The 22144-nt window shown below is 58.5% G+C and carries 30 protein-coding genes; 10 read left to right on the top strand and 20 right to left on the bottom strand.

The genetic code is table 11. From position 1 onward, the window contains the following. Window positions 1-38: 38 nt before the first annotated feature. The 3 genes from spoIIIAB to EAV92_RS09845 form a co-directional block, all read right to left on the bottom strand. Window positions 39-557 (bottom strand): stage III sporulation protein SpoIIIAB, encoded by a 519-nt coding sequence (gene spoIIIAB / locus EAV92_RS09835; protein WP_123040917.1) that lies wholly within the window; start codon window positions 555-557, stop codon window positions 39-41. Continuing rightward, a complete protein-coding gene (gene spoIIIAA, locus EAV92_RS09840) occupies window positions 554-1582 on the bottom strand; it encodes a stage III sporulation protein AA (protein WP_123040918.1) in 1029 nt (342 codons plus the stop codon). Before spoIIIAA ends, spoIIIAB begins: the two co-directional genes overlap by 4 nt. Window positions 1583-1672: 90 nt before the next feature. Beyond that, a complete protein-coding gene (locus tag EAV92_RS09845) occupies window positions 1673-1939 on the bottom strand; it encodes a YqhV family protein (RefSeq protein ID WP_123040919.1) in 267 nt (88 codons plus the stop codon). Window positions 1940-2092: 153 nt separating this feature from the next. Between EAV92_RS09845 and comA the strand changes: the two genes are divergently transcribed. After that, complete coding sequence (comA, locus tag EAV92_RS09850; protein ID WP_123040920.1) at window positions 2093-2911, top strand: phosphosulfolactate synthase; 819 nt, start codon at window positions 2093-2095, stop codon at window positions 2909-2911. Between the two features lie 139 nt (window positions 2912-3050). After that, the gene (locus EAV92_RS09855) at window positions 3051-3509 is read left to right on the top strand and encodes a DUF441 domain-containing protein (protein ID WP_123040921.1); all 459 of its coding nucleotides are present in this window, start codon (window positions 3051-3053) and stop codon (window positions 3507-3509) included. Window positions 3510-3597: 88 nt separating this feature from the next. Here EAV92_RS09855 and EAV92_RS09860 read toward each other — a convergent pair whose 3' ends face one another. The 5 genes from EAV92_RS09860 to EAV92_RS09880 form a co-directional block, all read right to left on the bottom strand. Then, window positions 3598-4851, bottom strand: a complete 1254-nt coding sequence (locus EAV92_RS09860; RefSeq protein WP_123040922.1) for an aspartate kinase — start codon at window positions 4849-4851, stop codon at window positions 3598-3600. 838 nt (window positions 4852-5689) lie between these two features. Beyond that, on the bottom strand, window positions 5690-6247 hold the full coding sequence (efp, locus tag EAV92_RS09865; RefSeq protein WP_123040923.1) for an elongation factor P: 558 nt from the start codon (window positions 6245-6247) through the stop codon (window positions 5690-5692). A gap of 31 nt (window positions 6248-6278) precedes the next feature. Next, the gene (locus tag EAV92_RS09870) at window positions 6279-7352 is read right to left on the bottom strand and encodes a M24 family metallopeptidase (protein WP_123040924.1); all 1074 of its coding nucleotides are present in this window, start codon (window positions 7350-7352) and stop codon (window positions 6279-6281) included. Window positions 7353-7365: 13 nt separating this feature from the next. Further along, window positions 7366-7803: a type II 3-dehydroquinate dehydratase gene (gene aroQ / locus EAV92_RS09875; protein WP_123040925.1), complete on the bottom strand. Its 438-nt coding sequence runs from the start codon at window positions 7801-7803 to the stop codon at window positions 7366-7368. Window positions 7804-7938: 135 nt separating this feature from the next. After that, complete coding sequence (locus EAV92_RS09880) at window positions 7939-8445, bottom strand: YqhR family membrane protein (RefSeq protein WP_164472713.1); 507 nt, start codon at window positions 8443-8445, stop codon at window positions 7939-7941. A 159-nt stretch (window positions 8446-8604) separates the two neighbouring features. Between EAV92_RS09880 and EAV92_RS09885 the strand changes: the two genes are divergently transcribed. Then, a complete protein-coding gene (locus EAV92_RS09885) occupies window positions 8605-9540 on the top strand; it encodes a DUF1385 domain-containing protein (protein ID WP_123040927.1) in 936 nt (311 codons plus the stop codon). Between the two features lie 20 nt (window positions 9541-9560). Then, entirely contained in the window at window positions 9561-9860 is a 300-nt protein-coding gene (locus EAV92_RS09890) for a hypothetical protein (RefSeq protein WP_123040928.1), read from the top strand. Between the two features lie 58 nt (window positions 9861-9918). On the opposite strand, the gene EAV92_RS09895 is transcribed toward EAV92_RS09890, so the two are convergent. After that, window positions 9919-10896 (bottom strand): patatin-like phospholipase family protein, encoded by a 978-nt coding sequence (locus tag EAV92_RS09895; protein ID WP_123040929.1) that lies wholly within the window; start codon window positions 10894-10896, stop codon window positions 9919-9921. A gap of 133 nt (window positions 10897-11029) precedes the next feature. Beyond that, window positions 11030-11452, bottom strand: coding sequence for a transcriptional regulator MntR (gene mntR, locus EAV92_RS09900; RefSeq protein WP_123040930.1), 423 nt, complete (start codon window positions 11450-11452; stop codon window positions 11030-11032). Between the two features lie 146 nt (window positions 11453-11598). On the opposite strand from mntR, the gene splB reads away from it, so the two are divergent. Continuing rightward, entirely contained in the window at window positions 11599-12678 is a 1080-nt protein-coding gene (splB, locus tag EAV92_RS09905) for a spore photoproduct lyase (RefSeq protein ID WP_420888812.1), read from the top strand. 3 nt (window positions 12679-12681) lie between these two features. On the opposite strand, the gene EAV92_RS09910 is transcribed toward splB, so the two are convergent. The 9 genes from EAV92_RS09910 to EAV92_RS09950 all read right to left on the bottom strand — a co-directional run bounded on the left by EAV92_RS09910 (window position 12682) and on the right by EAV92_RS09950 (window position 20031). Then, window positions 12682-13392, bottom strand: coding sequence for a cytochrome c biogenesis CcdA family protein (locus tag EAV92_RS09910; protein WP_123040931.1), 711 nt, complete (start codon window positions 13390-13392; stop codon window positions 12682-12684). A 16-nt stretch (window positions 13393-13408) separates the two neighbouring features. Next, complete coding sequence (locus EAV92_RS09915; RefSeq protein ID WP_123040932.1) at window positions 13409-14215, bottom strand: metal ABC transporter permease; 807 nt, start codon at window positions 14213-14215, stop codon at window positions 13409-13411. 6 nt (window positions 14216-14221) lie between these two features. Next, window positions 14222-14992 (bottom strand): metal ABC transporter ATP-binding protein, encoded by a 771-nt coding sequence (locus EAV92_RS09920; RefSeq protein WP_123040933.1) that lies wholly within the window; start codon window positions 14990-14992, stop codon window positions 14222-14224. Between the two features lie 49 nt (window positions 14993-15041). After that, window positions 15042-15995, bottom strand: a complete 954-nt coding sequence (locus tag EAV92_RS09925; protein WP_123040934.1) for a metal ABC transporter solute-binding protein, Zn/Mn family — start codon at window positions 15993-15995, stop codon at window positions 15042-15044. 121 nt (window positions 15996-16116) lie between these two features. Beyond that, entirely contained in the window at window positions 16117-18126 is a 2010-nt protein-coding gene (gene metG / locus EAV92_RS09930; protein WP_123040935.1) for a methionine--tRNA ligase, read from the bottom strand. A 359-nt stretch (window positions 18127-18485) separates the two neighbouring features. Next, the gene (yidD, locus tag EAV92_RS09935) at window positions 18486-18722 is read right to left on the bottom strand and encodes a membrane protein insertion efficiency factor YidD (protein ID WP_123040936.1); all 237 of its coding nucleotides are present in this window, start codon (window positions 18720-18722) and stop codon (window positions 18486-18488) included. Then, on the bottom strand, window positions 18719-19171 hold the full coding sequence (locus tag EAV92_RS09940; RefSeq protein ID WP_123040937.1) for a Fur family transcriptional regulator: 453 nt from the start codon (window positions 19169-19171) through the stop codon (window positions 18719-18721). The genes yidD and EAV92_RS09940 overlap by 4 nt, the downstream gene beginning before the upstream one ends. A gap of 147 nt (window positions 19172-19318) precedes the next feature. After that, window positions 19319-19519: a hypothetical protein gene (locus tag EAV92_RS09945; RefSeq protein WP_123040938.1), complete on the bottom strand. Its 201-nt coding sequence runs from the start codon at window positions 19517-19519 to the stop codon at window positions 19319-19321. A 50-nt stretch (window positions 19520-19569) separates the two neighbouring features. Beyond that, window positions 19570-20031, bottom strand: coding sequence for a hypothetical protein (locus EAV92_RS09950; RefSeq protein ID WP_123040939.1), 462 nt, complete (start codon window positions 20029-20031; stop codon window positions 19570-19572). Window positions 20032-20168: 137 nt separating this feature from the next. On the opposite strand from EAV92_RS09950, the gene EAV92_RS09955 reads away from it, so the two are divergent. The 5 genes from EAV92_RS09955 to EAV92_RS09975 are packed head-to-tail and all read left to right on the top strand — an operon-like array spanning window position 20169 to window position 21872. Further along, the gene (locus EAV92_RS09955) at window positions 20169-20414 is read left to right on the top strand and encodes a spore germination protein (protein ID WP_123040940.1); all 246 of its coding nucleotides are present in this window, start codon (window positions 20169-20171) and stop codon (window positions 20412-20414) included. Next, entirely contained in the window at window positions 20411-20620 is a 210-nt protein-coding gene (locus tag EAV92_RS09960) for a spore germination protein GerPB (protein ID WP_123040941.1), read from the top strand. The genes EAV92_RS09955 and EAV92_RS09960 overlap by 4 nt, the downstream gene beginning before the upstream one ends. A 13-nt stretch (window positions 20621-20633) precedes the next feature. Then, entirely contained in the window at window positions 20634-21296 is a 663-nt protein-coding gene (gene gerPC, locus EAV92_RS09965; RefSeq protein ID WP_123040942.1) for a spore germination protein GerPC, read from the top strand. After that, entirely contained in the window at window positions 21286-21492 is a 207-nt protein-coding gene (locus EAV92_RS09970; RefSeq protein ID WP_123040943.1) for a spore gernimation protein GerPD, read from the top strand. The genes gerPC and EAV92_RS09970 overlap by 11 nt, the downstream gene beginning before the upstream one ends. Continuing rightward, entirely contained in the window at window positions 21489-21872 is a 384-nt protein-coding gene (locus EAV92_RS09975) for a spore germination protein GerPE (protein WP_123040944.1), read from the top strand. The genes EAV92_RS09970 and EAV92_RS09975 overlap by 4 nt, the downstream gene beginning before the upstream one ends. Before the next feature lie 70 nt (window positions 21873-21942). On the opposite strand, the gene EAV92_RS24545 is transcribed toward EAV92_RS09975, so the two are convergent. Continuing rightward, entirely contained in the window at window positions 21943-22110 is a 168-nt protein-coding gene (locus EAV92_RS24545; RefSeq protein WP_164472714.1) for a sporulation protein YjcZ, read from the bottom strand. Window positions 22111-22144 lie beyond the last annotated feature (34 nt).

A 22144-nucleotide genomic window follows, 5' to 3' on the forward strand; every position in this document is an offset into this window, starting at 1 on the left:
CCACTGTCACCCAGGAAAAACTTCCGATCGTTGGTACGTCAGAGCATCAAAATGACGACGAGTGCGGCTCCGAGAACGCCCAGGCTGCGGCTCATTTTCTCGTAACGGTTCTGCTCGTCCCTGGCCGCCGCCTCCTCGGTCTGAAGCTGGATCATCGTCAGCCTTACGTGTTTCAGTTGGTCCTCGCGTCCGCTCGCCCCCAGCGTGGATCCCAAACGGGCCAACGCTTCGCGTTCGGGCTGCTTCATGGACGTCCGGCCCCAGCCTTCGGCCAGCGCCTTCTCCCAGCTCTCCCGGACCGTGGCGCCCGTGCCTCCCGCCAGCGATCGGGCGATTTCGGAGAACAGCCCGGACACCGGAGGCGGAACCACTTCCGCGATACGGGATAAGGCTTCCGGCAGCGGCGTCTGGCCATATTGGATTTCCGTTTCCAGCCGCTGCAGCGCGTGCGTCAGCTGGCGGATTTGCCGGGGACGCGCGGCATAGCGGGCGGCTTGCAGATAACCGATCATCGTGCCCGCGAAAAGCACGAGGATCGCGCCGGCGAATTGGATCATAGCCCCTTCCTTTCCGCCGTAAGGCCGTCGGGAGAGCGGATCGCCGGCTGCGGCCGGGATTTGATTTCCCGGGCCGCGTTTTCCGCGGTGACGATGCGGTGCTCGACTTTTCCTCCAGACCGCGAGAGCAGCACGAAGGTCCCGAACACTCCTTCCTCGGCCAGTGCCGAAAGCACCGGACGGGAAAAGACGTCGTCCAAGCCGGAAGCGTGCGCGGTCGCCAGCACCCGAACGCCGGCATGCAGGGCTTCCTTAAGCGCTGCGGCGTCTTCGGGCCGCCCGATCTCGTCCACGGCCACCACCTCGGGCGACATCGAGCGGACCATCATCATGATGCCTTCCGCTTTCGGGCAAGCATCGAGCACGTCACACCGCGGGCCGAGATCGAAAGTCGGGACGCCCGCTTGGCAGGCGGCGATTTCCGATCTCTCGTCCACCACGCCCACCTTTCGGCCTCCCCATTCCGCCGCTGCGGCATGATGCCATTCCCCGGCGCTGATGCAGCGCACCAAATCCCGGAGCAGCGTCGTCTTGCCTTGCTGCGGCGGCGATACGACGAGCGTATGCTTGATCGTCCTCCCGCGGAGGTCAAGGATGCCGGGAAGCACCCCGGCGGCGCAGCCGGCACGCGACCGGGCGATCCGCACGTTGAACCCCGAGATATCCTTCAAATGCGCGACGTTTCCGCGATCGAGCACCGCGCGGCCGGCCAGTCCGATACGGTGGCCTCCGTCCACGGTGATATAGCCCCGTCTCAGCTCTTCTTCTACCGCGTATAAAGAGTGATGGGTGATTCTTTCCAGCAATGCCCGGCATTCTTCTCTTCCCGGCGAGTAAGCCCGCCGGTAATCCGAGGTCAGTGAGCCGTCCGCCTTCACGAAGGCATGGCGGCCCGCGAAGCCGATCTCAAGCGGACGGTTCTCGCGGATTCGGATTTCCTCCAGCGTTGCGCCGGCATGCTCGGGCAGATGCTCCAGCACGCCGCGCAAGGGAGGCGCGAAAAGATCCGGCAATGATGTCGCCAACCGTCAGACCCCCTTTCCGGCACAAGTTGTCCTTTGCTTTTTCATGTGTATGCTTGGACATTCCGAATATGCCAACCCGTCCCGGTCCCCTCAGCCTTTGCGGAGGATTCCGATGAGCAGGCAGGCGACACCCGCCATGACCCAAATCATCTTGGCCGGGGACAGCTTGTCCGATAAGCCGACAAGCCCGATCGCCGTCGTCGAAATGAGGACGAGCGGACCCACAAGCGCCAGCATGGAATTGACCACGAGCGCTTTCTCGACACTGTTGAGCCGGATCATGACGATCGCCGCCGTTAATTCGAGACTGCCGGACAGCATTCTGAGGATCGCCATGCTCATGGCGGCCTTGTCCATGTTCTCCCTCCTTGGAATGCAGGTTCGTTATACGTTTATGCGGACGGCCCGCCTAACTTGTCTACTTTCGCGGAACGGAGGGAACCCGCGGATAGGCGGTTGCATATATTGCTTTTGACATTCCACCTTGTAGACAAACGAGGAGAGTAGAACATGGAAACGACCTCCAACCTGATGTGGCCCGGCGCTCTCTCGGATCCGAGCGGCCGCCGGCAGGCGAAACCCCGCGCCGCGGGAATCACGATGGTCATCGACAAGGGACTGGGCCAGCATGCGTTCGAAGACCTGTTGGCCGCGGCGGGCGAGTATATCGACATCATCAAATTCGGCTTCGGCACTTCGCCGCTCTACCCTGTGGAACTGCTCACGAGGAAAATCGAGTGGGCGAAACGCAGCCGGATTACGGTCATTCCGGGCGGCACGCTCCTTGAAGCGGCCGTGGCCCGGGACGTCGTCCCTGCGTTTTTCCGGCAGGTACTGGGCTTCGGCTTCGACGGGATCGAAGTGTCCGACGGCACGATCGAGCTGCCGCGCGACCGCCGTGACGAGCTGATCCGCGACGCTGCGGCGCTTGGCTTGAAAGTTTATACCGAGTATGGCAAAAAGATTTTCGGCTCCCGGATCGACGTGCAGGAGTTCGCGGAAACGGCCGAACGGGATTTCGAGGCCGGTGCGGAGCTCGTGACGGTGGAAGCGAGGGAGTCCGGCGTCGGCGTAGGTCTGTTTGACGAAAAAGGAAGCTGCCGCGAGCAGACGTTGAGCGAAATGCTCCGCATCATCCCCAACCGGAGCCGAATCCTGTGGGAAGCGCCGCAGAAAGAACAGCAAGTCGCGCTGATCAAGTCGATCGGGCCGGAGGTCAACCTGGGCAACATTCCCGTCCATGACGTGATGGCGCTGGAAACGATGCGCAGGGGACTTCGCTCCGATACCTTCGAGCTGGGCGGCGCGTTTTCCGATTACGTGATTTGACGAACGGCACGGCAAAGCCCCGCGGATGGGTCCGCGGGGCTTTTCTCGTTCTATTTCGCAGGCTTGTTCCATATCGTGTACAAGACGCCGCATGCTCGCCGCGGCTTACCAATCCGTAACCGGGAGCGTGCTTCGTCCAATGAACGGTGAAATCGTGCTCGTCGCTCTCATCATCATCGGCTTGCTGGGCCGTTCCCCGATCATCACGACGGCAGCCTGCCTGCTGCTTATCGTCAAGCTGATCCATTTTCAGCGGTTTTTGCCGGTCATCGAACGGCGCGGCCTGGAATTCGGCCTGCTGTTCCTGACGCTCGCCGTCCTCGTGCCTTTCGCCTCCGGGAAAATGCAGGTGAAGGACGTCACCGCCGCGTTCACCAGCTGGACCGGTTGGGTGGCGCTTTTCGGCGGCGCCGTCGCCACCTATTTGAACAGCAGAGGCCTCGACCTGCTGAAGGTGGATCCGCAGCTCATCGTGGGACTCGTCATCGGCTCGATCATCGGCATCGTCATGCTTCGGGGCATCCCCGTAGGACCGCTGATGGCAGCGGGATTAACCGCGCTCATTCTCAAAATCGTGCAGCTGATCGCCGGCAAATGATCCGGGATCCGACGCAAAAAAGCCTTCGGGCGACCGCTTGAATCCAGCGGTTTCCGAAGGCTTTCGATTGTTCTATGTGCTTGTTGAATTAACGGCGATCCTGGGGGCCTCCGACGAAGGCCGTATCCGCCGTGTCCAAGCCATAAGCGGTGTGCAGCGCGCGAACGACTTCTTGCACGGGCTCGGCTGCGATGACGCAGGACACTTTGATTTCGGACGTGCTGACCATTTTGATGCTGACGCCCAGCTTGGAGATCGCTTCGAACATGCGAGCCGCAACGCCGGGGTTCGAAACCATGCCCGCACCGACGATCGACACTTTCACGAGGTTTTCTTCGTAAGTCGCTTCGTCATAAGGCACCGCGGAGCGAATGCCGCCAATGACGTCCATCGCGCGGGAACGATCCGCAAGGGAGACGGTGAACGAGAAATCCGCTTTGCCGTTCTGTACGCCGCTTTGCACGATGATGTCCACGTCGATGCCGGCTTCCGCCAGCGCGGTGAAAATTTTCGCCAGGACGCCCGGAATATCCGCCACGCCCAAAATGCTGATTCTTGCCACGTTTTTGTCATAAGCGATGCCGCGAACGACGACCCCTTGTTCCATTTCCGCTTCCTCCCTCACGAGCGTTCCTTCGTTCTGCGTAAAGCTGGAACGCACCACCAAATTCACGTTGTTATGTTTCGCGTATTCCACGGCTCGGGGATGCAGCACGGCCGCTCCCAGGTTAGCCAACTCGAGCATTTCGTCATACGAAATGGCATCCAGCTTGCGCGCGTTTTTGACGATGCGGGGATCGGTCGAGTAAATCCCGTCCACGTCGGTGTAAATTTCGCAGACATCCGCCTTGACAGCGGCTGCTAAGGCAACGGCCGTCGTGTCCGAACCGCCCCGGCCGAGCGTCGTGATTTCCCCGTCGTCCGTCATGCCTTGGAAGCCGGCGACGATCACGATGTTGCCTTCGTCCAGCGCTTTGTGCAGCCGGTCCGGCGTAATATCGGTAATCCGCGCTTTGCCATGAACCGCTTCGGTCCGGATGCCCGCCTGCCAGCCGGTGACCGACTTGGCTGGGTGGCCGAGCTTGTGGATGGCCATGGACAGCAGCGCGACCGAAATCTGCTCTCCGGTCGTCAGCAGCATATCCATCTCCCGGGCGGGCGGATTATCGTTGATTTCTTTCGATTTGTCGATCAAGTCGTCGGTCGTGTCTCCCATCGCCGATACGACGACGACGACGCGGTCGCCTTGCAGCTTCTTGTCGACGATGCGCTGCGCGACGCGTCCCATCCGCTCCGTGGTCCCGACGGAACTTCCGCCGAATTTCATCACGATCAAAGCCAACGGTGTTCACTCCTCAAGTTAAAACATTTGCATAATGCCTAATATTATAACATAGGACCCGGGGTGCAAAAAGCATAAAAATTCAGTGAAATAGAGGGGATTCCAAGGGCTCATTCGGGGGCATGCGGAGGGGTGCGATAGCCGGAAATTCCGGTTATGGTCGCTGCGTTGGGGTGGTGAGTCGTGGAGTTAATCGTGTATTCCGGTTATCTCCGTTTATTTGGGGCTTTGTAGGGTGAATTAATCGGAAAACCAGGTTAACTCGGATGATTTAGGACAGGAATTAATGTGTTAATCGGAAAAACCGGTTATCGGCTCCCTATTCGCAGGGATGTACGGTAAGTTAGCAGGAATTTCCGATTAACCCGCGCGCTCCACGCCATCCGCCGACAGAACTTAAACCCGCCGCACTCCCACCATCCGCCGACTTAAGTAACCCTCGTTTAATTAAACCCGCACGCACTCCCACCATTTAGTCAACATGCACCACAAGACGGTCAGACCGTCTTCTGTACCGCCAAAGTAACCAAACCCGCCCCGCAAGACGGTGAGACCGTCTTCGGCAACTCCAAACTAACCAAATCTCCCCCGCAAGACGGTGGGACCGTCTTCGGTAACGCCAATGTAACCAAATCCACTCCCCAAGACGGTGAGACCGTAATCGGCACTCCAGCGTAACAAGACTCGCTCCGAAATCACCTTTACTTAAACCCGCACGCACTCCCACCATCCGCCGACCCACTCCCAAAATACTCGCCCCCTCCCTGCCTGCAAACGCGAAAAATCCCCGCCGCCGGCAAGCCGGACGAAGCGGGGATTCCTATCGCAAATCGGCGAATTACGCGCGGGAAACGTACTTGCCTTCGCGCGTGTCGATCAGGAGCACGTCGCCTTCGTTGATGAACAGCGGCACTTGAACGTTCAGGCCGGTTTCGACTTTGGCGCTTTTGGTGGCGCCGGTCGCGGTGTTGCCTTTGATGCCCGGCTCGGTTTCCGTAACGGTCAGCTCGACGCTGTTCGGCAGGCTGATGCCGATGATCTCGCCTTGGTAGCTCGAGATGTTCACGTTCATATTTTCCTTGAGGAAGTTAATTTCCCACTCCAGCTGCTTCTTGTCCAGCTCGAACTGGTCGTAAGTCTCGTTGTCCATGAACGTGTATTCGTTGCCGGAGTTGTACAGGTACTGGACCTGGCGGTTTTCGATGATGGCGCGTGCGACGGTTTCGCCCGCGCGGAACGTTTTCTCGACGACGTTGCCGTTGCGCAGGTTTTTGAGCTTGGAACGTACGAAAGCGGCGCCTTTACCCGGCTTGACGTGCTGGAAGTCGGTAACGGAGAAAATGTCTCCGTCTACCTCGATGGAAAGGCCTGTTTTGAAATCGTTAACGGAAATCACTGAAAGTTCCCTCCTGTGGAAACGTCGCTCCTTAGTCCAATACGATGAGTTCTTTGGGGGAGCGTGTAAGAATTTGAATGCCGGTTTCGGTGATGACGACGTCGTCCTCGATCCTTACGCCCCCGAAGCCGGGAAGGTAAATGCCGGGCTCGACCGTCACGACCATGCCGGGTTGAAGCACGAAGTCGCCGGTAAGCGAAAGCCTGGGCGCCTCATGGATTTCCATCCCGAGGCCGTGGCCTGTCCCGTGGCCGAAATGGTCACCATAACCATACCTTGTGATGATATCTCTCGTCAAGGCGTCCCCTTCGCGGCCCGTCATGCCGGGCTTGAGGTGGTCCAGCGCGTATTGCTGCGCTTCCTTGACGATCGCGTAAATTTCCTTATGCTTGTCGGACGGCTTGCCGATGACAATGGTTCGCGTGAGGTCCGAGCAATACCCTTTGTAGAGGGCGCCGAAATCGAACTTCACGAATTCGTCGCGGCCGACGATCCGCTCGCTGGCTTTGCCGTGCGGCAGCGCCGAGCGTTCGCCCGATGCGACGATCGTATCGAAGGACGGTCCGGAAGCGCCGTTCTTGCGCATGAACGTTTCCATTTCGACCGCGACTTCAAGCTCGGACAAGCCCGGCTTGATGAAGCCGAGGATATGTTCGAACGTGCGGTCCGCAAGGTCGGCGGCTTCCTGCATGATCGCCAGCTCCGACGCGTCCTTGACGACGCGCAGATCCTCGATCATGCCGCCCGCGGGCAGCAGCTGCGCCGGAACGAACGCCCGCGTCCAAGCGGCGTGCTCCGCGAACGTGACGCGGCTGTCCTCAAATAAGATTTTCCCGATTCCCCACTCCTTGAGCAGATCGGCGATCGTCGCGTTGATGTCCCTTCCGTGCACGACGATCTCGTAACCCGCCGCCTGTTTCGGAGCTTGTTCCTGGTACCGGAAGTCCGTGATCAAAGCCGCCCGGTCTTCCGAAATCAGCAATACACCGTGCGAACCCGTAAATCCGGACAAATACCTGCGGTTGACGTCACTGCCCACCAGCATGGCCTGTCCTCCGGCTTCCGCGATTTTCCCCTGAAGCTTGCGCACTCTTTCGTTCGGCATCCCGATCTCTCCCTTAATTCCGGATATGATGAAGCAACGCGGTCAATCCGAGCTCGTACCCGAGGGCCCCGAAGCCGGAGATCTGGCCGACCGCCACCGCGGCCGTGACCGAGACGTGGCGGAACGCCTCCCTCTTATGGATGTTCGACAGATGAACTTCCACCGCCGGCAGCCCCACCGACGAAAGGCCGTCTCTCAGCGCATAACTCGTGTGGGTCAACGCGCCCGGATTGATGAGGATCCCGTCGTGTTTTCCGTATGCCGCATGGATGGCGTCCAGGAGCGCTCCCTCATGGTTGGATTGGAAAAACTCCAATTCCACCCCCAGGCTCTCCCCATGCTTTTTCAAACGGTTTTCGATTTCCTGCAGCGTCATGGACCCGTAGACGCCCGGCTCCCGGATGCCGAGCATGTTCAGGTTGGGTCCGTTCAATACCAGAATACTGGGCATAATGGGCACGTTCCTTCCGCTTCCGGCAAACCGACGTTATCACCTTGACCGCCGCGATGCCGGTATTTATCACCAGCAAATTGTATCACAGCGGAAAGCGGAAATTAACCCCAAAATCAGGCTGTGCCTTATTCCTCAGACGTTGGCGAGCTTGAACTCCCGGCGCGAATCGTCATTGAACTCGTAAGCGATGCTGTAGCCGATGAACAATCCCCATACCGTGAACAGACACATATCGGTGATCAAGCTGTTCCAACCGATTTTGCCCAGCGGAGGGACGGCTTTCATCATCGGACCGATCGACAGATATAGCAAAGCCCACCAGCCCAGCCCGAACGCGATACCGGCCGCAGGCCCGCGGAACCTCCTGAACACCAAATAATAGGCAAACGCCGCCACGATCGACATCCCAATGAACAGGGCATAACCAACGAGCTGCCAAGTCACGTGGTACAACGCGCTTCTCCTTACCCATGGGTCGACCAGGAATGCCTGCGGGACCCGGGTGAAGTTCATGGCGACGGCGAGCCATCGGACGGCCCCCCAAATCACCCCCGCGAAAAAACCGATTTTAAGACAATAAACGACCGGCTCGGTGACGTTCCGGTCCCCCTGCCGCTTCTGCGCGGAATGGCGCTCCAACGCCCCCACCTCCTTCCAGCACCTCAGCCAAAGTTAAACGTTAGGCTACCCTTTGGCAGGTTCCCTTACTCCGCGTCCGGCGCCGTTGCTTGCCTGTGGCAATCTCCTACCCGATCTAGTAAAATAGAAGTACATTTCATACGAAGCAGGTGAGCAGGAATGTCCCAATCCCCCGCCGTTTACGGCGGACAGGCCGTGATCGAAGGCGTGATGTTCGCGGGAAGGAACGTGAACGTGACGGCGGTCCGGCGCAAAAACCAAGAAATCACCTTTTACGAGGTCCCGAGGAGCGCGTCCTCGTCCTTTTTGAAAACCGTCAAAAAGATCCCTTTCATCCGGGGCATCGTCGGCATTATCGAATCCGCGGCGAAAGGCTCGCAGCATTTGACGTACTCTGCAGAAGCGTACGCGGAAGACGAGACGGATCCGCAGGAAGCGCCCGCGGAGAAGCCGAAGGAAAAATGGAACCTCACGATGATCCTCGGCGTCGCCGTGGTCGGCGTGCTGTCGTTCCTGCTCGGGAAATTCGTGCTCACGCTGGTGCCGGCCGCGCTGGAAAGCCTGCTCTTCGGACACGCATTTCAGAATAGAATATTACACAACCTTCTCGAAGGCGTGATCAAGATCATCCTGCTGCTGGCCTACCTTTGGGGCATCTCGCAGACGCCTCTGATCAAACGGCTGTTCCAATACCACGGCGCAGAGCACAAGGTCATCAGCGCGTTCGAAGCCGGCCTGGATTTAACCGTCGAGAACGTGCAGAAACAAAGCCGGCTCCACTACCGCTGCGGCAGCAGCTTCATCATTTTCACCGTCATCGTCGGCGTCATCATCTATTCCTTCTTCAGTTGGGACTCGATGGCCGAACGCCTGCTCCAGCGGATTCTGCTGCTCCCCGTCGTGCTTGGCGTCTCGTACGAGGTTCTCCGGGGCACGAACGCGCTTCGCGACATCCCGGTGCTCCGCGCGCTTGGTTATCCCGGCCTTTGGCTTCAGCTTCTCACGACCAAAGAGCCGACCGACGACCAGGTCGCCGTGTCGATAGCATCCTTCAACCGCATGAGAGAGCTGGACAAACAAGTCAATCCCGTGTAAATCCGAGAGGAGGAATCGCCATGCAAAGCCGCTTCCACCCGATGTTTTACGTGATTCTGCCGCTTGCCGTTTTGGGTTTTGCGACTCAGTTCGAGGCGCTTGTCAGATCCCTGGTGATTCCGATCGCGATTATCGCGGTACTGCTCGTCCTATCCTTCTTTATGCAGAAACGTTCTTACAGACCGCGGCAAACCCGCGTTTCGCCGCGGCAGACCCGCAGGCAGCCGGAGAAGCCGAAAAACAAACGCCAAACTTCCCCATTTCGCGTCATCGAAGGCCGTAAAGGCCAGGATGAAGAAGAACCGCCCCGCTATCACTGACAGGTAAGAAATCACGAACGCCTCCTCGCCGATTCGGCAGGAGGCGTTCGTTTTGCCTTCATTTCATAAAGGTGCCCGGCAACTCCGTCCTCTGCTTCCCCGTGCGCCGGTCCCAACGGCTGAAAAACTTCTGGCCCGCCGCCAGTCCCGCTTCGTAAAGGCTTAAGCTGACTTCCGGCTTCAAATCGAACTGCGTCGTGCCGACGCCGAGCGTGGGGATGCGGATCGTGCGAAGCCACTTCTGCTCTTCGATGTATCTCTCGTCGTGCGCGCCGAGCATCGTCTCGAACATGGCCTGGAACATCGTGATCGGCCCGCTGATCCGATGCTGTTTCACTTCCGACCGGCCGATCATTTGGAATCCGACCACGGGCACGGGGCTTCCTTCCAACATGTCTTTCTCGAACAGCCAGAGCGGAAAGTTGCTGAGCAGCCCGCCGTCCACGATATAAGAGAACTTGGCGCGGAGGATTTCCTTGGAATAGGCCTTTCTCGGGCGAAGCGGCTGCCGCAGAACAACCGGATCGAAAAAATACGGGATGCTCGTGCTCATCCGGATCGCTCTGGCGACGGGAAAACGAGCCGGATCCAAACCGTAATCGGCGATGTCGTCCGGCAAAACGAGCAGCTTGCCGTTCGTAATGTCCGAAGCGATGATCCGTACCTTGCCCGGCGGCAAATCCCCGAACACCCGCACCCCTTTAGCAGCTAGGAGACCCGCTACCCAAGCTTCCAGTGCGTCACCGGAGTAAAGCCCTTTCTTAAGGAGCATACGAACGGCTGGTCCCACGAGCCCCACGTTGAAAATCGGCGCCCTCTGCATGAACGTCCGGAACGGCGTCGAACCGATGATCTCCTTCATTTCGACGGCGGTGTATCCCGTCGCAACCAATGCCGCCACGATGCTGCCGGACGACGTACCGGCCACCCGGTGGAAGCGGACGCAAGCCAGCTCCGCGGCCCTTACGGCTCCGGCCAGCGAAATGCCCCTCACTCCCCCGCCTTCGAAAACCGCGTTCACGAGCGTCGTTTCCATGGGTCATCCCCCCGCCGCTTTTCGCTCCGTCTTCTGCTCCATCCTATGCGGGGCTTCCGGCCGTTAGGACTTTTCTAAGTTCAGGGGAACAAACGAAAAGAAGCTTCTCCGGCCATCGGAAAAGCTTCTTCGGTCATTCATTATCCAGTTCGGAGCGAATCCGCTGCAGTTCCGTTTTCCGTGATTCGTCCCGGTTAAAATACTCCACCAAAGTCTCGATGCACGTAATGGAATCCCAGCTCAAATGGTGCTCGATTCCTTCCACGTCGCGGTAAATGTTTTCCTCCAGCACGCCGATCGTTTTCAGGAACGTTTCCAGCAGATGGTGGCGGTCGACGAGCCGTTTGCCCATCCGTTTACCCTTATGCGTAAGGATCAACCCGCGGTATTTCTCGTAAATCAGGTAATCGTCCTTATCGAGCTTCTGGATCATTTTCGTGACGGAAGAGGGATGAACCTCAAGGCCTTCGGCGATGTCCGATACGCGGGCGTATCCCTTCTCGTCGATCAGCCTGTAGATCCGCTCCAAATAATCTTCCATACTCGGGGTCGGCACGCCGAATCCCCCTTTCCCATGCGGTCGCTTGCTCTAAGTATCATACACTTAGCCGCAGGCGGCGGGCAAGTCCGTTTCTGGCAGCAGCCCCCTCTCATGACGCGGGATTCGCGCGCGAACACTACGGGAAAAGGAGGTTCAGCGCTTTGAGCACCGTTACCCTGGATCCCCCGAAAGCCGAGCGCGCGGCGCCGAAAGAAACGTCCGTATTTCTGCCTGAGCTGGTGTATTTCGAACCTGCCGCTCTGGATTATCCGAAAGGCCAGCGTATTTTGGAATACGTGAAAAGCAAAGGACTTCCTTACCGGACGACCACTTCCCATAACCGCATTACGGACCTGCCGGGCGAAACGGAGCTCGAACAATACAAAATCGCCAAAAGGACATTGGTCGTCGGCGTCCGCAAAACGCTGAAGTTCGATACGTCCAAGCCTTCGGCGGAATACGCGCTCCCCCTTGCGACAGGCTGCATGGGCCATTGCCATTATTGCTACCTTCAGACGACGCTCGGCGCGAAGCCGTATGTGCGCGTATACGTGAACATGGATGAAATCCTCGAAGCCGCGCAAGGGTACATCGACGAAAGGGCGCCTGAAATCACCCGCTTCGAAGCCGCGTGTACGTCCGACCCCGTCGGTTTGGAGCCCATTACCGGCTCGCTGGCCGATGCCATCCTCTTCATGGCGAAGCAGCCGCTCGGCCGGCTGCGCTTCGTCACGAAGTTCCACCACGTCGATTCGCTGCTGCCGCTGGCCCACAACGGAAATACGAGGATTCGGTTCAGCGTCAATTCGGATTACGTGATCAAACACTTCGAGCCGGCGACGTCCCGGTTCATGGAGCGGATCGAAGCCGCCGGAAAAATCGCCAGGGCCGGTTACCCGCTCGGGTTCATCATTGCGCCGATCATCTGGTACGACGGCTGGCAGGAAGGATACGCGGAGCTGCTCGAGAAACTCGGGAAAGCCCTGCCTCCGGAGGCGTCTAACGACTTAACGTTCGAGCTAATCCAGCACAGGTTCACGAAAACGGCGAAAACGGTCATCCAGAAAAGGTATCCGAAGACGAAGCTGGAGATGGACGAGGAAAAGCGGAAGAAAAAATGGGGACGCTGGGGGCAGCACAAGTACGTGTATCCGGACGAACAAGCCGATGCCCTGCGGGAATTTCTCACCGAGCGGATTTTCGGAACCTTCCCGTCCGCCCGGATCGAATATTTCACCTGAGCCTTAAAACTTGAGCCAGTCCGGCGTGATGCTTTGAAGCCAGATCGTGATGACGATCATCCGGTCCGTAAACAGCAGCAGCCCCATGACGACCATGAGCGCGCCGCCGATCTTCATCATCGCGTTCGAATATTTCAAAATCCACCGCGTAGAACCGATGAAGAAAGCCAGCACGAAGAAAGGGACGGCAAAGCCGAGCGAATAAGCGGAAGTGAGCCCGGCCCAAGTGCCGGGGTTGCTCGCCGCGAGCAGAATGATCGACGACAGGATCGGTCCGATGCAAGGCGACCAGCCCGCGGAAAAGCCGACGCCGAACACGAATGAACCGACGTATCCCGCAGGTCGCGTGGATACGTCCATTTTGCGTTCTTTCATGAGCAATTGGGGTTGGAAGATCCCGAGCAGGAACAAGCCCATCAACACGATCAGGATGGCCGAAATCTGACGGATGACGTCCTGGTATTCCCGGAACGTTTCGGCGAAAGCGTTGGCTCCGTACCCGAGGGCGAAAAACACCATCGAGAATCCCAAAATGAAAAAAAGCGTGTGGGTCATCGTTTTGACCCGGATTTGCCGGCTCGTATCCGTCTTGATCTGAGTAACGGAAACGCCCGTTATGTAAGAAAGGTAGGACGGATAAAGCGGCAAGCAGCACGGGGAAATGAAAGAAGCGAACCCGGCCGCGAAAGCGATCCCTACGTTTACGTCTGCCAAAGCTTGTGTCCTCCTTTCATACGCGCGTCAAACGTCTTCTCACCGTCAGCGACAAAACCAGTATCGCGATGAGCAGCAGCACGACCGTGCCGCCCGGCGCCAAATTCCAGATGCCCGCGATCCAGAGGCCGGCCAGCACGGCTGCTTCGCCGATGATGACGACGATCGCGATCGCTTGCCGGAAGCTTCTGGATAACGCAAGGCTGCACGCCGCCGGCACGGTCAGCAGCGCGGACACGAGCAGCGCGCCGACGATTTTGATGGCCGCGCTGATGACGAGCGCGGTCAGAATGCTGATCAGGATGTTGAAGTATCGCACGGGCAGCCCGTTGACCGCGGCGGCGTCCTCGTCGAAGGACAGCAGGAACAATTCTTTCCGATGGAGCAAGACAATGGCCAAAACGACGACCGTCACGATGGCGATCACGAGCAGATCGACCGAGTTTAACGTATAAATACTGCCGAACAAATAGGAGTTCACGTTCAGGTTGTAGCTGATTCCAAGCGTAAAGAAAATGGAAGCGAGCGCGATGCCTCCCGACATGATGATGGCGATCGAGAGCTCTGCATAGGTCCGGTACGTTCGACGAAGTTTCTCGATCCCGAAAGCGGCGATAATCGCGAACAGCAGCCCGACGGCGATCGGATAGACGCCGAGCAGGAAGCCCAGCGCCACGCCGGCGATGCTGACGTGGGAAAGCGTGTCCCCGATCATCGCGAGGCGCCTCAGCACGAGAAACAGCCCCATGAGCGGGGCTGTCACCGCGATCAGCGCCCCGCCGATCAGCGCTCTCTGGAAAAATTCCGCAGTAAGCAGATCCAACGGGGGTTAACCTTCTTTCCGTAAAGTGTGGAACAAGTCCGTTTCGGCGCAATCCTCGACATCGTGGGAGTGGCGGACGTAGAAGGACAGTTTGCCCGCGGTTTCCTTCGGCTCGCGTCCGAGATACGACCGTACCATCTCCATATCGTGAGACACCATGAGGAACGTCATGTCATGCTTCTGGTGCATGTGGCGGATCAGGTGAAAGAAATTCTCCTGCGTCTCCGCGTCGATGCCGGTGAGCGGCTCGTCCAGGATCAGCAGTTTCGGATTATTGATGAGCGCCCGGGCGAGGAATACGCGCTGCTGCTGCCCGCCGGACAAAGCCCCGATCAGCTTGTCTCCCAAATCCTCGATTTGCATCGTTTCCAGCGCGTCGTCGCAGCGCAGTTGATCCTGCCGGGTCAACCGCTGGAACAGCTTCCTGCGTCCGAACAGCCCAGAGAGCACCACTTCGCGCACTGTGGCCGGAAACAGGGGATTAAACTGGCTGCGCTGCGGCACGTAACCGATCTGATGGCGATCCTTGAATCGGTCGGCCGGTGTGCCGAACAGCTCGATCGAACCTGATTCCGGCTTCAGCAAGCCGACGATCAGCCGGAGCAGCGTCGATTTGCCCGCGCCGTTCGGACCGATCAGGCCGACGAAATCCCGCTCGCGGATCGTGAAAGACAAGTCCGACAGAACGGGCTTGGCCCCGAACGAGAAAGATACCCGGTTAATCGAAATCATTTCGCGATGGCAGCCGGGTTGCATCGCGGCAGCGGCGGTATTCATGCGGGACCTCCTCCGTTCCTGTAAGCCCGTCTGGGACGGACGTTTCTTTTTATTGTAATGCCTTCTGCAGGTTTTGCAAATTTCGCTTCATCAAGCTGATATAGTCCTCCCCGGCTTTCTCCTGTTCGTTCGTCAGCCCTTCGAGCGGGTTCAGCACGAGCGTCTGCGCGTCGGTTTCGCTCGCGATCGTATCCGCCAGGTTGCTGGAGACGAGCTCCTCGAAGAAAACCGCTTTGATCTTATGCTCCTTGATGTATTTGATGATGTTCACCATGTCCTGGGCACGGGGCTCGGCTTCCGGGGAAAGCCCCATGACCGCCGTCTGTCGAAGGCCGTAGTCCCGGCACAGGTAACCGAACGCTTGATGGGAGACGACGATATCCCGTCCTCGGTAGGGCGCCAAGCCTTGCGCGAATTCGGCATCGAGCGCGTCCAGTTTATCCTTCAGCGCCTGATAGCGGCTTTCATAAGCTGCCGCGTGGGCGGCGTCCGCCTTCACGAAAGCGTCCCGGATATTGCCGGCCATGACGACGGCGGATTTCGGGCTCACCCAGGTGTGCGGATCGACGGACAAGCCGCCTTCCCCGGTTTCCCCGCCGGAGCCGTTAATGAGCTTCACGCCTTGGCTGGCTTCCACCTTCAGAAGCTTATCGCCGGAGCCTGCACCGCCGAGAAAATCTTCGGTCCACCCTTCCAGCCCGGCTCCGTTATACACGAAGAGTTGAGCCTGCGAGGCCAGTTGCAGGTCTTGGCTTTTCGGCGTCCAATCGTGCGGTTCGACACCCGCGGGAACCAGGTTCACGACGTTCGCGTCCTCTCCCCCGATTTCATGGGCCATGTAATAGAGGGGGTAAAACGTCGTCACGACGTTTATTTTGCCTTTCACCAGGGAGTTTCCGTTTTTGCCGCAGGCGCTGAGCGACAGTACGACCGCAAGCGCGGCCAACAAAACGAGAGCGGCGGCCGAACGAGAACGGCGGCCGAATTTCGGGCGAAAATCCATGTGCATCTCCTTAATCGTAATCATTATGATTAAGATTATAGATCCGTAAGGAATGGGCTGTCAACGGAAAAAGGCAGTTTATTCGTAGAATTTACGAATAAACTGCCCGGCTTTCGCCCGATTATTTCACGATCGCGCCGTTCGGCATGCTGTCCGGCACCGTGGCGATCGTCAGTTGCCCGTCCTTGGACGCGGCCAGGATCATGCCTTGGGACAGCTCGCCCCGCAGCTTGACCGGCTTCAGGTTCGTCACGCAGATGACCTTGCGGCCGACGAGCTCTTCCGGCTTGTAATACTGCGCGATGCCGGAGACGACCTGCCGCTGCTCGAAGCCGAGGTCGAGCTGCAGCTTCAGCAGCTTGTCGGCCTTCGGAATCGGCTCGCAAGCCGTCACCTGCGCCACGCGCAGCTCCACTTTCGCGAAATCGTCGATCGCGATTTCCGTCTTCAGTTCCGGCGCTTCTTCCGCAGCTGGAGCAGCCGGAGCCGCCTCTGAAGCATCCCCACCGGCCGGCTTCTCCGAGGCCGGTGCCGGAGCGCCTCCTTGCATCGCCTGGGCAATCCAGGAGACTTCGTCCGCCATCTCCAGGCGGGGGAATAGCGGGTCGCCTTTGTTCACGCGGACTCCCGCCAGCGAGCCGCCGAACGTTTTCAGCGACTCCCAAGCCGTTTGATCCCCTTCCGCGATGCCCAGCTGCTCGCGCATCCGGCTCGGCGTTTTCGTCAAGAACGGTTGGATCAGCACGGACACGATGCGAAGCGTCTCCGCGAGATGTCCCATGACGGAAGCCAGCGCCGGGCGCTCCGCTTCGTCTTTGGCGAGCCCCCAAGGCTGGGTTTCGTCGATATATTTGTTCGTGCGGCCCACCAGCGCCCAGATGGCGGTCAGAGCCACGGAAAACTCCATGTTTTCCATCGCCGCTTCCACCTTCTCGACCGTCTGCACGGCCAAGCTTTCCAAATCGGCGTCGAATGCGGTCGCGCCGGACTCGTAAGCCGGCACTTCGCCTCCGAAATACTTGTCGATCATCGCGACCGTCCGATTCAGCAGGTTGCCCAGATCGTTCGCCAAATCGTAGTTGATCCGCTCCACGAAGTTTTCCGGCGTGAAGGTGCCGTCGGAGCCGAAAGGAACTTCCCTCATCAAATAGTAACGCAGCGCGTCCAGCCCATACCTATCGATCAGCGTCACGGGGTCCACGACGTTGCCTTTGGACTTCGACATTTTGCCTTCCTTCATCAGCAGCCAGCCGTGCGCGAACACTTTCTTCGGAAGAGGAAGCCCTAGCGCCATCAGCATGATCGGCCAGTAAATCGTATGGAAGCGGACGATTTCCTTGCTCATCAGGTGGACGTCGGCCGGCCAATAACGGTGGAACAGTTCCTCATTATCCGAGGTGTAGCCGAGCGCGGTGATGTAGTTGGACAGCGCGTCGATCCAGACGTAAATGACATGCTTAGGATCGCCCGGAACCGGAATCCCCCAATCGAACGTCGTGCGGGATACCGCGAGGTCCTCGAGCCCCGGCTTGATGAAGTTGTTGATCATCTCGTTGCGGCGGGACTCCGGCTGGATGAACTCCGGATGCTCCTCGTAGTAGGCAAGCAGACGATCCGCGTACTGGCTCATGCGGAAGAAATAGCTTTCCTCCTGCACCCATTCCACGGGTCGGCCGCAATCGGGGCATTTGCCGTCCACCAGCTGACGTTCCAGGAAGAATGCCTCGTCCGGCGTACAATACCAGCCTTCGTAGGTGCCCTTGTAAATGTCCCCTTGCTCGAGCAGCCGCGCGAAAATCTTGCCGACGGCTTCCTTGTGGCGCGGTTCGGTCGTCCGGATGAAATCGTCGTTCGAAATGTCGAGTTTCTTCCACAAATCCTGGATGCCCTTCACGATGTCGTCGACGAACTGCTGCGGGGATTTGCCCGCTTCTTTCGCTTTGCGTTCGATTTTCTGCCCATGCTCGTCCGTACCCGTCAAATAGCGGACGTCGAATCCGCGAAGCCGTTTGTAGCGGGCCATGACGTCGCCGGCTACCGTAGAATAAGCGTGACCGATATGCAGCTTATCGCTCGGATAGTAAATCGGGGTCGTCAGGTAAAAGGTACGTTTTGCGTTGTTTTCCGACATGGTCCACCCATCCTTCTTTGATCTGATCTTCCGAAAAAACAAAAAAGCCCCCGTCCGTATGGGACGAGAGCCGCTGCTCACGCGATACCACCCAAGTTTCCTCCGTTCTCGCGAACGAAGGCTCAGCCGGTCGAATTCGACCGAATCCGTTAACGCCGGATTGCCGCGCCGCCGGCTTACGGAACGATTTAACGTTCGCGCTCGCCGCCGAATCCTCCGGGACCATGTTCCGAAGCCGTCCCATGCCGGTTTTCAGCTGCCCCGGCTCTCTGAAATGGGCGATCGCGACGTACTTATCCCTTCATAGGATGGACGTATGGAAGTTCTTGCCCACAATATACCGGAGCCGGCATGCCGTGTCAAGCCGGACCCCGGCGTGGCGGAACCGGGTCGAATCCGCCCGGATGGAACGGATGGCATTTGCAGATCCGTTTGGCCGCCAAATAGGACCCCTTAAGGGCGCCGTGCACCTCGATGGCCTCAAGCGCGTACGCCGAGCAGGTCGGGGCGAAGCGGCAAGTCGGCGGCTTCAGCGGAGAGATGAATTTGCGGTAGAACCGGATCGGCGCCTGAAGCGATTTTCGGACGATCTTCACGCCTTCTCTCCTTCGGCGACTGCCGACTCTCCTTCAGGCTCGCGGCATTCGCTGCAATACCCGTAAACCTCGAACTTGTGCTTGACGACCTGGAATCCGCCCGGCACGTCCGTCGCCGGCATCGGACAGGAGCGAATCGGCAGCGTCTTCTCGCATTGCAGGCAGATCATATGGTGATGGTGGTGCGGCTCTTCGCAGCTCAGCTTGAATTTAACGCCTTCCTCGAACGCGAATTGTTCGACGACGCCAAGATCGAGCATCACCCTCAAATTGCGGTAAACCGTGTCGAAACTGAGGCCCGGGTAGAAGCGCTGCATGTGATCGTAGACGTCTTTGGGAGTCAAATAGCCGGGAGCTTCCGCGAACAACTGCGCGAGGGTACGCCGCTGTTCCGTAATCCGCAGCCCTTTTTCCGACATTTGACGGACGATCTGTTCGGTTTCTCCCATTCGGCATCCTCTCCTGATGAATTCTATTATCAATATGCCTCATCCGAGAGACCGCGTCAAACCGGAAACTCCCCGATCGAACCGCACAACGCGAATAAACCGTTCCCCTCCCGGTGGAGAGAAACGGCCGTCGTTTTCCCGACTCCTTTAGACGAACCAGGTATTCACGCTCCAGATCAATGCCGCCAGGCTCAAGGCCGACAAACCCAAAAACAAGCTTCCTTGTCCTTTACGCAGCTGGAAAAAGCGAACGACGCCCAGGCTCAGAAACGAACCGATCAGCAAAATGAAAACCGCACCCGTTACGAAGAGCGCGGGAGATACGTTTGAAACGTCAACCAAATCCACGATCCTATCCCCTTTATCCGCATCCGGTTATTCTCTTGCATTATACCGATTTAACCGCGGATAAACAATTCGACTTCCTGACCGTCCGACGGCCGCCGTTTGAACACCATCGTGACACGGTCGCCCGATTGCTCCGCTCTTCCCGATCGAGGGAAAACCCGGCAAGGAAAGCGTACGTTATGGGACCGCTGCCCGGACAGCCCCGTAATCCTCAGGCGGTCAGAGGTCGCGAACAGACGAAGGTCGCGCATGTGGGTACCAGGCGGGATCCGCATCGTAACCGTCAGGTTTTTGGCGTTTTTGACCGTATCGATTTGAAAGAGGGACCGTGATTCGGCTTTAGGCGTTTCGGGGATTTCTTTCTTCATCATTCCCCGCACGAATGAGTCGAGCCACTCGCCGTTCTCCGCTTGGTCCCACTGTTCGACCAGTTTCCAAGGAATCTCCTTGCCGAGCCATTTCCGGAACTCCGACCAGTCCGGCAATGGACCGCTTCCGAAAAAAGACGACATGCACACCCCTCCCGAAATCGCCTATTTCCCCCAGCATATTCCGTTTTCCCGCATGCGTGCCCTGTTCCATCCGAACCTCTGGGCGCGCGCCGTCATATGATAAACCATGACCCCAGGCCAAAGGAGTCGTTGCGCTTATGCCAAGCATCGTCGGTGCCGTTAAAATCCTCAGCATTGCGACAGGCGCTGTGGTCCAGTTCGGAGATACCCTGCAAATTCGTCCCAACAGCACTTCCAAAACGTACGCCGGAGCCGGTTCCTTCTTAACCGGCGATCTGTCCCGCTCCAACAACGCCGTAAGTGCCACCAATACGAATGACCCCGACGTTCAGGATTCTTCCACCAACCAAGCTGGCGGAGGAACCGCAGGTACCGTGTTATGACCTGGCAAATCTACCAGAACATCACGATCAACTACATCCGCGTCGAAGCCGTAACCAACTCCTCCGTCCTGCAGATCGGCAGTGCGGGCAGCATCCGATCTTTGTCCCAGTTGTTCAATACCGGCGGATTCACGGGACCGGCCCCGCAGTTGGGCCCCAGCCCGACAGAGGTTTCCCTCATCCGTCTTCCGGAACCGTCCGAATGAAGGAGGCTCTGCCATGTCTTACGGTTGGAATTGGCCTTATCCCTACCCTTGTCCGCCGCAAGAGATATGCGAGATCCAGCAGCGGCTGGAGGCGGCGGAGAAAACCATCACTAAACTTACGGAAAGATTGGACCAATTAGAGCGCCTAGGCGAAGAAATGCGGGCGAAGCCCCCTCTCCATATCGAATATCATTTCGATCAGCTCAAGGTGAACGAACTCAAGGGTACCTTAAACGTAGGGTTGTCTCCCCAAGGCGTGCAGGGCATCGATTCATTCGAGTCCCCGTTCGGCCAATGGTCCGTCGCATCGGGCCCAGGCGGGGCGGGGACGGGGACGATCGAACCGATCACTCCGCTCCAGCAGCAGATGGAAACCTACCTGGATCGGGAAGGGCCGGCCCTGCTGGCCGGCTTGGAGGGGGAGAACGCCATTGCGCTGGACGACAAGCATCGCATGCGGTTATTGGCGGACGTGAGAAGCCAATTAAAAGAGCGGGTTCACTATTATGCCAAAACGACCCCGTACCCGGCAGCCGGTTCCGAGAATGACAGGCAGTCCTGGAGCCGGTCGATCCAGGAGCGGACTCTCCGGGACGTACGAGCCGCTCTTACGGCTTACTTGCAAGGGTGGAAAATCAATTTGCAAAACGAGGGGGAAAACCGCAATGGCGGATGATGTCCTACTCCAAGTCGTCAACGGCCCGGTTTACGTCGGCGCCATCAGAGTGCTCGGTATCGCGAGCTCGGCGGCTCTGCTGGTCGGGGACACGGATTCGCTCACTCTGTATTCCTATTTCGATACGCCCGCGGAGTCCGTCATCGTCGGCCCGCTCGCCCCATTTCCGCCGCTTCCGGGGGAAGACGTCGAATGAGCGTGGAATGGCGCGTCGCGAAGGTCGGTTATTTCAAGATTAATCAGATATTCCATGGCGCCATCGCTCAATTCGGCGATAACGACTCGTCCGTCTTGTTTAACCGGACGATCGCCCTGCAACGGGCGATTCCGGATTTCTTCGGCGACGAGACGCGTTTTGCAGCCTACCCGATCTTCTTCCTTCCCTTGCGCGAATTGGTCGGCGGACCCGAGGGAACGATCGTCAGCCGGAGCGAAACCGGCGATATCCGGGTCGGCGCCATCCACGCGCTCTCCGTGACCGCATCGTCGCTCATCCGGATCGGGTCCGCGCGAGAGATCGTCGCCGAATCTCGGGTAAAGCACATCCGGCAATACAACGACAGAACGGGCCTATGAAAAAAACGGCAGAACGGGATCTCTCCCGTCCTGCCGTTTGCTTCCGCACTTCATGCGCGCGAATTTCCGATTAAACGAACAAACCGGCCCGCAGGATGATGACCAGTAGAACGAACAGCACGAGCGCGAATGCGGCAGCCCTCCAGCCGCCGAACCCGACTCCGCAGCCGACGCCGCCATATCCGACGCCGCCGTATCCGACTCCGCCGTATCCGAGGCCTCCGACACCGAAACCCATCGAAATCACCACCTGAGTTGGATTGTGATTCGTC

The organism is Cohnella candidum, assembly GCF_003713065.1.
GTDB classification, from domain to species: Bacteria; Bacillota; Bacilli; order Paenibacillales; family Paenibacillaceae; genus Cohnella; species Cohnella candidum.